General features: G+C 59.5%; 10 protein-coding genes. 3 read left to right on the top strand and 7 right to left on the bottom strand.

Annotation, left to right across the window (positions count from 1 at the left end):
• Nucleotide 1: 1 nt before the first annotated feature.
• The 3 genes from treC (at nucleotide 2) to nrdG (ending at nucleotide 5,041) form a co-directional block, all read left to right on the top strand.
• Complete coding sequence (treC, locus tag ACLH1U_RS19570) at nucleotides 2–1,657, top strand: alpha,alpha-phosphotrehalase (protein WP_044525203.1); 1,656 nt, start codon at nucleotides 2–4, stop codon at nucleotides 1,655–1,657.
• A gap of 385 nt (nucleotides 1,658–2,042) precedes the next feature.
• Nucleotides 2,043–4,181, top strand: a complete 2,139-nt coding sequence (gene nrdD / locus ACLH1U_RS19565; RefSeq protein WP_004206513.1) for an anaerobic ribonucleoside-triphosphate reductase — start codon at nucleotides 2,043–2,045, stop codon at nucleotides 4,179–4,181.
• A gap of 395 nt (nucleotides 4,182–4,576) precedes the next feature.
• Nucleotides 4,577–5,041: an anaerobic ribonucleoside-triphosphate reductase-activating protein gene (gene nrdG, locus ACLH1U_RS19560; protein WP_012969085.1), complete on the top strand. Its 465-nt coding sequence runs from the start codon at nucleotides 4,577–4,579 to the stop codon at nucleotides 5,039–5,041.
• A gap of 48 nt (nucleotides 5,042–5,089) precedes the next feature.
• Here nrdG and ACLH1U_RS19555 read toward each other — a convergent pair whose 3' ends face one another.
• The 7 genes from ACLH1U_RS19555 to ACLH1U_RS19525 all read right to left on the bottom strand — a co-directional run bounded on the left by ACLH1U_RS19555 (nucleotide 5,090) and on the right by ACLH1U_RS19525 (nucleotide 11,762).
• Nucleotides 5,090–5,329 (bottom strand): type II toxin-antitoxin system RelE family toxin, encoded by a 240-nt coding sequence (locus ACLH1U_RS19555; RefSeq protein WP_065805919.1) that lies wholly within the window; start codon nucleotides 5,327–5,329, stop codon nucleotides 5,090–5,092.
• Nucleotides 5,319–5,561 (bottom strand): type II toxin-antitoxin system RelB/DinJ family antitoxin, encoded by a 243-nt coding sequence (locus tag ACLH1U_RS19550; RefSeq protein WP_023291757.1) that lies wholly within the window; start codon nucleotides 5,559–5,561, stop codon nucleotides 5,319–5,321. Before ACLH1U_RS19550 ends, ACLH1U_RS19555 begins: the two co-directional genes overlap by 11 nt.
• Nucleotides 5,562–5,638: 77 nt before the next feature.
• Entirely contained in the window at nucleotides 5,639–7,549 is a 1,911-nt protein-coding gene (locus ACLH1U_RS19545; RefSeq protein ID WP_032454658.1) for a BglG family transcription antiterminator, read from the bottom strand.
• A gap of 22 nt (nucleotides 7,550–7,571) precedes the next feature.
• Nucleotides 7,572–8,723, bottom strand: a complete 1,152-nt coding sequence (locus ACLH1U_RS19540; protein ID WP_105491314.1) for a lactonase family protein — start codon at nucleotides 8,721–8,723, stop codon at nucleotides 7,572–7,574.
• Nucleotides 8,724–8,789: 66 nt separating this feature from the next.
• Complete coding sequence (gene dagF, locus ACLH1U_RS19535) at nucleotides 8,790–9,530, bottom strand: 2-dehydro-3-deoxy-phosphogluconate aldolase (RefSeq protein ID WP_087826839.1); 741 nt, start codon at nucleotides 9,528–9,530, stop codon at nucleotides 8,790–8,792.
• Nucleotides 9,527–10,645 carry a DgaE family pyridoxal phosphate-dependent ammonia lyase gene (locus ACLH1U_RS19530; protein WP_032454655.1) on the bottom strand — a complete coding sequence of 373 codons (1,119 nt, stop codon included), beginning with the start codon at nucleotides 10,643–10,645 and terminating at the stop codon, nucleotides 9,527–9,529. The genes dagF and ACLH1U_RS19530 overlap by 4 nt, the downstream gene beginning before the upstream one ends.
• The gene (locus ACLH1U_RS19525; protein WP_411299405.1) at nucleotides 10,629–11,762 is read right to left on the bottom strand and encodes an amidohydrolase/deacetylase family metallohydrolase; all 1,134 of its coding nucleotides are present in this window, start codon (nucleotides 11,760–11,762) and stop codon (nucleotides 10,629–10,631) included. Before ACLH1U_RS19525 ends, ACLH1U_RS19530 begins: the two co-directional genes overlap by 17 nt.
• Nucleotides 11,763–11,829: the final 67 nt, after the last annotated feature.

The following is an 11,829-nucleotide window of genomic DNA, read 5'->3' as shown; positions in this document are numbered from 1 at the left end:
TATGAATCATCTCCCCCACTGGTGGCAAAACGGCGTTATTTATCAAATCTATCCGAAGAGTTTTCAGGATACCACCGGCAGCGGCACCGGCGACCTGCGCGGCGTCACCTCCCGCCTCGACTATCTGCAAAAGCTTGGGGTCGACGCCATCTGGCTGACGCCGTTCTACGTTTCACCGCAGGTGGATAACGGCTACGACGTGGCAAACTACACCGCCATCGATCCCTCCTACGGCACGATGGCCGATTTTGACGCCCTGGTGGCGGAAGCGAAGGCCCGCGGGATCCGCATCGTGCTGGATATGGTGCTGAACCATACCTCGACCGAACACGAGTGGTTCCGTCAGTCGCTGAATAAGGAGAGCCCCTACCGTCAGTTCTATATCTGGCGCGACGGCGAACCGGACGCCCTGCCGAACAACTGGCGCTCCAAATTTGGCGGCAACGCCTGGCAGTGGCATGCCGACAGCGGTCAGTATTATCTGCACCTGTTCGCCATTGAGCAGGCGGATCTCAACTGGGAGAACCCGGCGGTGCGCGCCGAGCTGAAAAAGGTCTGCGAATTCTGGGCCGACCGCGGCGTCGACGGCCTGCGCCTCGACGTGGTTAACCTGATCTCGAAAGATCAGGCCTTTCCCTGCGATGCGGACGGGGATGGCCGCCGCTTCTACACCGACGGCCCGCGGGTGCATGAGTTCCTGCAGGAGATGAGCCGCGATGTCTTCACGCCGCGTCATCTGATGACCGTCGGCGAGATGTCTTCCACCTCGCTGGAACACTGCCAGCAGTACGCCGCGCTGGACGGCCGCGAGCTGTCGATGACCTTTAACTTCCACCATTTAAAAGTCGATTATCCCGGTGGGGAGAAGTGGACCCTCGCCCGCCCGGACTATGTGGCGCTGAAGGCGCTGTTCCGCCACTGGCAGCAGGGGATGCACAACCGGGCGTGGAACGCGCTGTTCTGGTGTAATCACGATCAGCCGCGCATCGTCTCGCGCTTTGGCGACGAAGGCGAGTACCGGGTGCCGGCGGCGAAGATGCTGGCGATGGTGCTGCACGGCATGCAGGGCACGCCCTATATTTATCAGGGCGAAGAGATCGGCATGACCAATCCGCACTTCAACAGCATCAGCGATTATCGCGACGTCGAGAGCCACAATATGTTTATCGAACGTGCGGCGCAGGGGCAAAGTCCGGACGAACTGCTGGCGATCCTTGCCAGCAAGTCGCGCGACAACAGCCGCACGCCGATGCCGTGGCATGGTGGCGAAAACGGTGGCTTTAGCGATGGCGAACCGTGGATCGGCCTTGGCGATAACTACCGGGAGATCAACGTCGAGGCGGCGCTGGCGGACCCTGATTCGGTGTTTTATGCCTATCAGCAGCTGATTACGCTGCGTAAAACCCTGCCGCTGCTGACCTGGGGCGATTATCAGGATCTCCTGCCTGACCATCCGTCGCTGTGGTGCTATCGCCGTCAGTGGCAGGGACAAACGCTGGTGGTCGCCGCCAACCTGAGCCGCGACCTGCAGGCCTGGCAGCCTGAGGACGCCCCGGGCGAGTGGAAGATGATCATCAGCAACTATGCCGAGACCACGCCCCGCCCAACCGGGCTGACGCTGCGGCCGTTCGAAGCGGTATGGTGGCTGCAGGCGTAAGGTGTCCCCTGCCCTCCCGAAATGAGAAGGTCATGCCTGGCGCCGGTGGCGAACGCCAGGCATTTTTGCTTATTTTCCAGCCAGATAAATTTACATTTATCGCCAGCGCCCATCATCCGTACTCTCACCTTTTTACCTTGTTCTGGGTCAATAAAATCGCAAACATCTTTGATGCAAATCACTACATATAGAACTTAAAATGCGTCCCGGCCCTACATGTTGTATTAATCGTCTATTATGTCACCATATCTTGTCGATGTCTGGCGGTGATGAGATGTGGATAAAACGGGCCGGATCTGAAGGCAAACAGCACGAGCCGTAGCGTACAGCGCCTTCGGGATAACCTCCGCCTCTGTGGATAACCTGTTCTATATATGGAGTGATCATGACACCGCATGTGATGAAACGTGATGGCTGTAAAGTGCCGTTCAAGTCAGAGCGCATTCAGGAAGCAATTCTGCGTGCAGCTAAAGCAGCGGGAGTCGATGACGCAGACTATTGCGCCACCGTCGCAGAAGTCGTTAGCCAACAAATGCAGGGCCGCGCCCAGGTCGACATCAACGAGATCCAGACCGCGGTGGAAAACCAGCTGATGTCCGGCCCCTATAAGCAGCTGGCGCGCGCCTACATTGAGTATCGCCATGACCGCGATAGCCAGCGTGAGAAGCGCGGCCGCCTCAATCAGGAGATCCGCGGCCTCGTCGAGCAGACCAACTCCGCGCTGCTCAACGAAAACGCCAACAAGGACAGTAAAGTCATCCCGACCCAGCGCGACCTGCTGGCCGGTATCGTCGCCAAGCACTACGCCCGGCAGCACCTGCTGCCTCACGATGTGGTGATGGCCCACGAACGCGGCATGATCCACTATCATGACCTCGATTACTCGCCCTTCTTCCCGATGTTTAACTGCATGCTGATCGACCTGAAAGGCATGCTGACCCAGGGCTTTAAGATGGGCAACGCGGAGATCGAGCCGCCGAAGTCTATCTCTACCGCCACCGCGGTGACCGCGCAGATCATCGCCCAGGTCGCCAGCCATATTTATGGCGGCACCACCATCAACCGAATCGATGAAGTGCTGGCGCCGTTCGTCAGCGAAAGCTTTAACAAGCATCGTAAAATCGCCGAAGAGTGGCAGATCCCGGATGCCGAAGGCTATGCCCGCGCCCGTACCGAAAAAGAGTGCTACGACGCCTTCCAGTCGCTGGAGTATGAGGTTAACACGCTGCATACCGCCAACGGCCAGACGCCGTTCGTCACCTTCGGGTTCGGTCTCGGCACCAGCTGGGAATCGCGGCTGATCCAGCAGTCGATTCTGCGCAACCGCATTGCCGGCCTCGGTAAAAACCGTAAGACCGCGGTGTTCCCGAAACTGGTGTTCGCGATCCGTGACGGCCTGAACCATAAGTTCGGCGACCCGAACTACGACATCAAACAGCTGGCGCTGGAGTGCGCCAGCAAGCGCATGTACCCGGATATCCTCAACTACGACCAGGTGGTGAAGGTTACCGGGTCGTTTAAAACGCCGATGGGCTGCCGCAGCTTCCTCGGGGTGTGGGAAAACGAGAACGGCGAGCAGGTGCACGATGGGCGCAATAACCTCGGCGTCATCAGCCTCAACCTGCCGCGCATCGCCCTGGAAGCGAAAGGCGACGAAGCCGCCTTCTGGGCGCTGCTGGACGAGCGCCTGCAGCTGGCGCGCAAAGCGCTGATGACCCGCATTGCCCGCCTGGAAGGGGTAAAAGCGCGCGTGGCGCCGATCCTCTATATGGAAGGGGCCTGCGGCGTGCGGCTGAAAGCCGACGACGACGTCTCCGAGATCTTTAAAAACGGCCGGGCGTCGATTTCGCTGGGCTATATCGGTATCCATGAAACTATCAATGCGCTGTACGGCAACCAGCATATGTACGACAGCGAGGCGCTGCGCGAGAAGGGTGTGGCCATCGTCCAGCGCCTGCGCGACGCCGTCGATTTGTGGAAAGAAGAGACCGGCTACGGCTTTAGTCTGTACAGCACGCCGAGCGAAAACCTGTGCGACCGCTTCTGCCGTCTCGACACCGCCGAGTTTGGCGTGGTGGAGGGCGTGACCGACAAAGGTTACTACACCAACAGTTTCCACCTCGACGTGGAGAAGAAGGTCAACCCGTACGACAAGATCGATTTTGAAGCGCCGTATCCGCCGCTGGCTAACGGGGGCTTCATTTGCTACGGCGAATACCCAAACATCCAGCACAACCTGAAGGCGCTGGAAGACGTATGGGATTACAGCTATCAGCATGTGCCGTACTACGGCACTAACACGCCGATCGATGAGTGCTACGAGTGCGGTTTCACCGGCGAGTTCGAGTGCACCAGCAAGGGCTTTACCTGCCCGAAATGCGGTAACCACGACGCCTCCCGCGTTTCCGTTACCCGTCGGGTGTGCGGCTACCTCGGCAGTCCGGACGCGCGTCCGTTCAACGCCGGCAAGCAGGAAGAAGTGAAGCGCCGCGTGAAGCATCTGGGCAACGGGCAGATCGGTTAATTCCAGCTGGATTAGCCCCTCCCCCTCTCCCCAACGGGGAGAGGGAACCGGCCCCGTAGCCGTTTGGCCACTAAGGCGCCGTTCCCGGATCGCGGCGCAAAGCGCCTTATCCGGGCTACAACCGCGTATGCGGCTTTTCGTAGCCCGGGCGAGCGCAGCGACGCCGGGAGCCGTTCCCTTTACAAATGCACAGCACCTCCGTTTTCGCAAAGCCATTAGCGTCAGAGCAAGGCGGCAAACGAGGGAATCCCAAACAGCCAGGTGGGTTTCCTCAAATCAGTTGGCGTTGTAGCAAGGCGGCAAACGAGTAAGTCCCGGGGAGCTTACTGGAGTAAGTGACCCGGGCGAGCGAGCGCAGCCAACGCCGCTACATCGGCAAATGAGAAGAGGAAACAATGAATTACCATCAGTACTACCCGGTAGATATTGTCAACGGCCCCGGCACCCGCTGCACCCTGTTTGTCTCCGGCTGCGTCCATGAGTGCCCCGGCTGCTACAACAAAAGCACCTGGCGGGTGAACTCCGGCATGCCGTTTACCGCTGAGATGGCCGACCGCATCATTGCCGATCTCAACGATACCCGCATCAAACGCCAGGGGATTTCACTCTCCGGCGGCGATCCGCTGCATCCACAGAACGTCGCGGAGATCCTCAAACTGGTTCAGCGCGTGCGTGCCGAATGCCCCGGCAAAGATATCTGGGTCTGGACCGGCTATAAACTGGATGAGCTGAATGAGGCGCAGATGCAGGTGGTGAACCTGATCAACGTGCTGGTCGACGGTAAGTTTGTGCAGGATTTAAAAGACCCGGCGCTGATCTGGCGCGGCAGCAGCAACCAGGTGGTACATCATTTGCGATAGCGTTTAGAGCCGTTTATTCGCCTGATGATAAACGGCCGCTTTCTCTCTTTAGCCAATGGCAATAACGTAAACCACCACCAAACTATCCCGTACTTGATACACCAACCGATAACCTGACGCCTTAAGCTTGATTTTGTAGCAATCCGGTAAATCACTCAGACTGGCCGATGCAATTCGCGGATTCTGCACAACCTGCTGGAGCTTATTTTTGAACTGTTTTTTGATCGTCTCGCCAAGCTTCTGCCATTCGCGCCAGGCACGCGGATCAAACGCCAGTTCATAGGTCATCCAGACTCACCTTCACCTCCGGCTGCGGGTTTTCCAGCCGCTCGCGGACGGTGCGTAATAATGCCGCTTCGCTATCGCTGATAGTCATACTTTTCACTGGCATGCGGCCATTTTCCGCAATGTATTGAAACAGCAGGCGCACCGCCTCCGTTGGCGTCATATCGAGTTTCTCCAGCACGGCATAAGCCTCTTTTTTGAGTTTATCGTCCAGTCGAACGTTGAGCGTGGCCATTATGCCTCCAGAAAGGGATATTTTGTAATGCATTATAGCATTACATTTGCATTACACTCGAATCTGGAAAACGCCTCTCAAAACCGGCTGACGCACTCCATCGCCACCGTTTTAAACTCATCGAAGCTGCGGGTCGCGGCGAGGCGGCTCATGGCGCGCTCGCGCAGGAAAGTCACGAAAATATCGTAGATCGCCATCGCCTCTTCATACTCGCGCTTGCTGATAGCGAGCAGGAAGATGATATGGGCGGTTTCATCACCCCAGGCGATGCCCTGCGGGGCAATGACGGTATAGACCACCGTCTTTTTCGCCAGTAGCCCCAGGGAGTGCGGCAGCGCAATGCCATCGCCGAGCATGGTGCTGACAATCGCTTCACGCTCCACCACCGAAGCATGAAACTCGGCGTCAACAAAGCCTTCCTCCAGCAGCTGCTGGCACAGCTCGGCGAACAGCGTTTGCTGATCCATCGGCGTATCGACCACCCGGAAGTGGGCGGCATCGAAGTACTTATTCAGCATCCATGGACGGGTACGGTCCACCAGCACCAGCTTGCCGATCTGATCCAGTTGATAGTCAGTGGGGAACGGCGCGATGGTCACTACCGGCTTGTCTTTTTCGCTGATCCGCACCGTGGAGATAACAAAATCCGCCTCGATCGCGTCCCGCTGTTCGTACTCGCGCTGGGAAATAGTGGCGGCGATCTCCAGCTGCGGATATTTGCGCTGCAGGATCGCCTCAATCATCCGCACCATCGCATTGCTGGTATCGCACACCAGCAGCACCTGCGGCTGACGCTGGTAGCCGATGTTGTAGTGGCGCTCCAGCCCGACGCCGATATGCAGCACCAGAAAGCCGATTTCGTTTTCGCTGATGGTATAAGGCGTGTATTTGCCCCAGCTGGAGACCGCGGCGAGGGTCATATCCCAGGCCATCGGGTAGTGCTGTTTGATGTTATCAAGGAGCGGATTAGGGATCATGATCTGGTAGCGTACGCGGGTGATCATGGTCTTTATGTGAGTCAGCAGATCGGCGTGCAGCTGGGCATCGTCCAGCAGGTTGTAGTTATACTGGCTGTTGATGTAGCGCAGGATGTAGTTGACCAGCGCTTCGTCATCGTCGGCGCTGATGGTTTCCGGGTCCACGTCCTGTACCTGACGGGCGGCGATATGCACGCACAGCCACTCTTCTTCCGCGGGCGATAAAGGTTTACCGGCCAGCCGCTGCAGTTCGCCCGCCAGATCGCGCGCGGCATCGCGGACGTTCTGCGCCACATCTTCAGCACTAAAATCCGCCAGCGGGTAGCCTTCGCTGACGCGACGCACCACCACTGCCCCGTACAGGCAGATAAAGCGCTCGCCGACGTCGGTGAGACGAATATGGTGGCGCGTGAGCGTCTCCTGCAGCACCGGCTCCAGCAGCGCAGGCACCTCCTCTGCAAAGGCCTCGGCGCCGATCGGCGGCGCGATACCGCCCTGCTGGGTTAGCTCCCACAGCAGGTCGGTGAGGCAGGCGCGAACCGATACCTCGCTACCGAACAGCTTCATGCCGTGGCGCGGGCGGGTTTCAAGGGTTAGCTGATAGCGCTGGAAGCGCTCGCGCACCTCGACCATATCGTTTTGCAGCGTGGCGCGGCTGACGAACCACTCATCCGCCAGGTCTTCCAGCTTGATCGAGAACGCCGACGTCAGAAAACGCACCAGCAGGAAAGTGATGCGATCCTGGGCGGTACGCGGAACATGCTGCGCCTTCGGCGCCGTCTCCTCCAGCGCCTGAAAGCTCGCCGGGTTATCAATTTTCAGCTGATAACCGCTGCCGCGGTTAAGGATAAACTGCGCGCCATACTGCGCCAGTAGCGCATTCAGGGCGGTAATATCGGCGCGCACGGTACGGGTGGAAACCGACAGGCGTTGCGCCAGCTCATCCTGCGGCAGCGTTTCATTCCGCAGCAGGGTGAAGAGTTGCGCTAAGCGTTGGTTGGGAAATCGCATGTCAGTTCCTTGTGGTTACGGCTCAGGGTTGGGCGGAAATCACCATCTGCGATGGACTGCCGACCGGCGTGTAGTCTGAGACAAAGGTCAATTTGCCATCCTTCGGCGCCACGCTGAAGCGGGTAATATTATCGCTACGCTGGTTCATGACGTACAGCCACTGCCCCTGATTATCCAGGGTCAGCGTGCGAGGGTAATCTCCGCGCGTCCAGATATCCTCCTGGTGGCGCAGGCGGCCGTCGGCCTGCACCGTAAAGTGGGCGATGCTGTTATGCAGACGATTGGCGACGTACAGCTGTTTGCCGTCGTTGCTCAGCGCCAGGCCGGCGGCAAAGCTGGTGCCCTTATACTCTTTCGGCAGCGCGGAGACGGTTTTGCCTTCGCGCAGCAGGCCGCTTTGCTGATCCAGATGATAGAAGGTCAGCGTCGACGCTTCCTCGTTAATCAGCCACAGACCGTCGCCCTTTGGCGTGAAGACGAAGTGGCGCGGGCCGGCTCCCGGCGACGAGGCAGCGATAAACGGCGGATCGTTCGGCGTCAGCTTGCCGCTGGCGCTATCCAGCCGATACTGATAGATCCGATCCAGCCCCAGATCGGTGGAGTAAACAAATCTCCCGCTGGGATCGGCGGCGATCATATGGGCGTGCGGGCCATTGTGATCGCTGATGGCGAAGCTGCCCTCGACGGCCGCCGCCGGGCGTTCGGCCCCTGCCGGGCCTTCATCCTGATGCTTGTCCACCGCCTCGCCCAGGCTACCGTCTTCTTTCACCGGTAGCACGGCGATGCTGCCGCTGACGTAGTTGGCCACCAGCAGCTGTTTACCGTTCGGCGTCAGGGAGAGATAAACCGGACCGGCGCCGCCGGAGGCGACCTGATTGAGTGCGGTCAGCTCGCCGTTCTTCTCAATACGCCACGCCTGCACCACGCCTTTCTCCACTTCGCTGGCGGCATACAGCGTCTTGCCATCGCGCGAGACGGTCAGCTGCGCGGCGTTCGGCAACGAACTCACCAGCGTCCTGTCACGTAGCGCGCCGGTTTGGCTATCAACGGTAAAGCGGTACAGACCTTCGCCATTGGGATTATAGGTGCCTACCCAGGCATAGTGAGTTTGCGCGGCGGCGGCGGCGGCAAACAGGGACAGTGAAGCGACAAGCAGATGACGAGCGACAGGCATAGCAACTCCTTGATGGTTCAGTGGGATAAGCTGCCCCTCACCCTTTGAGGGTGAGGGGCAAGGGCACTACTTCACTAACTGTTTGGTCATCTCCAGCAGCTGGCGAACATCGGCCGGGCGGGTGTTGCCGCTGGCCTTATCGATAATCGAGCTGTAGATATGCGGGATGATTTTGCTCACCCCGGCATCGAGGGCGATCTTCAGGATCTCGCTGTAGTTTTCCAGATCGATACCGCCGGTCGGCTCCAGCCAGAAATCGTGCGCGGCGCAGGCTTTGGCCACCGCGTCGAACTCGTCGCGGTGCTTCAGGCCGCCCATCGGGAAGTATTTGATGGAGCTGCCGCCCATATCTTTTAACAGCGCGATGGCGGTTTCCAGCGGCACAATCCCATCCGCCGCGCCGCTGCTCAGCGGGCCGGTGGAGATCTTCACCATACCCGGGGTGCCGGTGGGCGAGACCAGGCCGTTGACCACCGTCTCGTTCTGCCCGAGCAGCGCGCGGCTGGTGGCCACGCCGGTGAAGACCTGATTGACGTGCTGCGGCTGCACCTGGCGCGAAATCTCGCTCACCATCGCCGACTGATTCGGATCCCCTGCGCCCAGCCCGACGGAGAGGGCGTTATCAATCAGCTTCGCGTAGTCGCGCATATCGGCCACCGCGCTGGCGACGTCCGGGTAGTTTTTGGAGAGCACGCCGACCAGGACATGACCTTCCGCCGCGTCGTAGATTTCCCGGGCGTTGTCTTTGCTACCCGCCAGGACGTTCAGGCACACGCGGTCACGGTAAAAGTTTGGGGTCAGTTTCATGCTTGTTTCTCCTTGTTCAGAACTTCCGCGATACGGCGGGCGACTACCGCCAGCTGCTGGGCGTCAACGCTGCGGACATCGGCTTCGATAATGCCTTCATTCGCTTTATAGCCGCGGAAGTAGATGGCGTATTCGCCCTGCTTCAGCGCGTTAACCAGATCGCCGGTCTTCACGCCGGTCACCGCTTCGTCGAATTTGATTTCGGCGCGGGCGATATCGCGGCCGGCGCTGTCCCATACCACGCGGGCAGTGACGCCGTTGAGGGTATTGAGCTGTTCGATAAACGGCGTCATCTTCGCCACCATCTCTTCGCCGCTCTCTTTGCTTGCCGTCAGGTAGTGTTCAATGGCGCAGGTCAGGCCGAGGATCCCCTCTTTACCCACTTTCATCGCCCGGCCAATCCCCATCGACTGGCGTTTAACCCACTCGACGTACTGCGTTTTGCCGATCACCAGCCCGCTGGTCGGCCCTTCAATCGCTTTCGCACCGCTGTAGATCACCAGGTCGGCGCCCATGCGGTAGTAGCCCTGCAGATCTTCCTCCGCCGCCGCGTCGACGATCAGCGGTAAATGATGCTGACGCGCCACTTCCGCGGCCTGCGCCACGTTGAGCATGCTTTTCTGCACGCAGTGGTGGGATTTGATGTAGAGGATCGCCGCGGTGCGCGGGGTGATCGCCGCCGCCAGCTGTTCGGCAGAGCATTCGTTGGCGTAGCCCGCTTCCACCAGCCTGCCGCCGCCCAGCGCCACCATGGTGCCGACCGGCGCGCCGAAGTTGACGTTGTGGCCCTTCGGCAGGACGATTTCGTTATGCTCTATCGGCGTGACGTGCAGGTTCTCAAGCAGCCAGTCGCTGTCCTTTACCAGCACCGCCGCCACCGACTGGGCAATCCCTGCCGAGGCGCAGGAGACCACGGTCGCCCCTTCCACGTCCAGCAGCCTGGCGATGTACTCGCCGGTTTTATTCACCAGATCTTTCATTTCAAAGTACTGGTTCATGCCGGCCATCGCGGCGTCCACCACTTCCGGACGCGGCGTGGAAACGCCCAGCGCCGTCATCCGGCCGGAAGTGTTAATAACTTGTTTTAAATGGTATTTTTCAAAAATCGAAGGCATGTTCCGCGCTCCCTTGTTCGGTCAGATAGCCTTTGCCCGCGCGGATCGCGGCCAGCGGCACCAAAATGTTGTCTGCCTGGAGGCTCTCTTTTTCGGCATCCACCAGCAGCGTTGGCTGGCGCTCCAGGCGAAATAGCGTGAGATCGGCGTCGAAACCCACTTCCAGCCGCCCTTTACGCGACAGGCGCAGCCCCTCGGCAGCGCTGACGGTCACGCAGGCAATCACCTGCGGCAGGGTCATGCCGATGGCGAGAAATTTCGACATCACCAGCGCCAGCGAACGCACCGGGCCGTCGATGCGGTTACGGCAGTAAATATCCGAGCTGATGGTGTGCGGCAGAATGCCCAGCGCAATCGCCCGGCGCGCCACTTCAAAGCTGAAGCTGGCGGTACCGTGGCCGACGTCGAGGCGCACGCCGCGCTGCAGGGCGCGAGTAATCGAACTGCGCAGTTCGCCGGCAGGATTCAGAATGCGGTTCGGTTTGCCGTTATAGCAGTGGGTAATGATGTCGCCGCGGCTCAGCAGATCGGCGATTTCATCGAGGTTCGGCGGATTGTTGCCAATGTGCACCATCAGCGGCAGATCGCCGTTTTCCTGCTGAATCGCCTTGGCGCGCGCCAGCGGCGTAATGCCGTTTTCCCCCACCACGCTGCTGCTCATCCGCGCCTTCAGACCAACGATAAAATCGGGATGACGCTGCACCGCCTGCTTCACCGCCTCGGCGTCAATATTGGTCATATTGGCCAGTTCATTCTGGGCAATCAGCCCGACGCGGGAGATATTGAGCAGGGCATAGACTTCCGTCACCGCTTTACGGGTCAGTTGATAGAACTCATCGACATCGTCGGCGCCGGTGCTGCCGGCATCAATCACGGTGGTGACGCCGGCGGCGATACCGACGCTGTCCGGCTCATCGTGATAAATTGGCGAATTCGGGTAGCAGTGAACGTGGGAGTCAATCCAGCCGGCGCTGACGTAGCTGTTGCCCTGCAGATCGAGGGTTTTGCGGGAGGGCGCGCTAATCTCGCCCAGCGCCGCGATTTTCCCGTCCTGAATGGCGATATCAGTCAGGGTATCGTCGACGAGGCGCGCGCGGCGCAGGAGTAAATCAAACATAGCTATCTCCTGATGAAAGAGTGTATCTGTTGCCGGATGGCGGCGTACCAATCGCGCTGACGTGTAG

It is taken from the genome of Klebsiella sp. 1SOBk5mer (genome assembly GCF_046603115.1).
Classification (GTDB): domain Bacteria; phylum Pseudomonadota; class Gammaproteobacteria; order Enterobacterales; family Enterobacteriaceae; genus Klebsiella; species Klebsiella quasipneumoniae.
The sequence above is the reverse complement of the archived record's forward strand: the minus strand, read 5'-3'. Positions and strand labels throughout refer to the sequence as shown.

What these genes read in the sequence shown, in the direction of transcription:
- treC (WP_044525203.1), top strand. Translation starts at nt 2, where the DNA reads ATGAATCATCTCCCCCACTGGTGGCAAAACGGCGTTATTTATCAAATC.
- ACLH1U_RS19555 (WP_065805919.1), bottom strand. Translation starts at nt 5,329, where the DNA reads ATGACCTATGAACTGGCGTTTGATCCGCGTGCCTGGCGCGAATGGCAG.
- ACLH1U_RS19530 (WP_032454655.1), bottom strand. Translation starts at nt 10,645, where the DNA reads ATGCCTTCGATTTTTGAAAAATACCATTTAAAACAAGTTATTAACACT.
- ACLH1U_RS19545 (WP_032454658.1), bottom strand. Translation starts at nt 7,549, where the DNA reads ATGCGATTTCCCAACCAACGCTTAGCGCAACTCTTCACCCTGCTGCGG.
- ACLH1U_RS19550 (WP_023291757.1), bottom strand. Translation starts at nt 5,561, where the DNA reads ATGGCCACGCTCAACGTTCGACTGGACGATAAACTCAAAAAAGAGGCT.
- ACLH1U_RS19525 (WP_411299405.1), bottom strand. Translation starts at nt 11,762, where the DNA reads ATGTTTGATTTACTCCTGCGCCGCGCGCGCCTCGTCGACGATACCCTG.
- nrdG (WP_012969085.1), top strand. Translation starts at nt 4,577, where the DNA reads ATGAATTACCATCAGTACTACCCGGTAGATATTGTCAACGGCCCCGGC.
- nrdD (WP_004206513.1), top strand. Translation starts at nt 2,043, where the DNA reads ATGACACCGCATGTGATGAAACGTGATGGCTGTAAAGTGCCGTTCAAG.
- dagF (WP_087826839.1), bottom strand. Translation starts at nt 9,530, where the DNA reads ATGAAACTGACCCCAAACTTTTACCGTGACCGCGTGTGCCTGAACGTC.
- ACLH1U_RS19540 (WP_105491314.1), bottom strand. Translation starts at nt 8,723, where the DNA reads ATGCCTGTCGCTCGTCATCTGCTTGTCGCTTCACTGTCCCTGTTTGCC.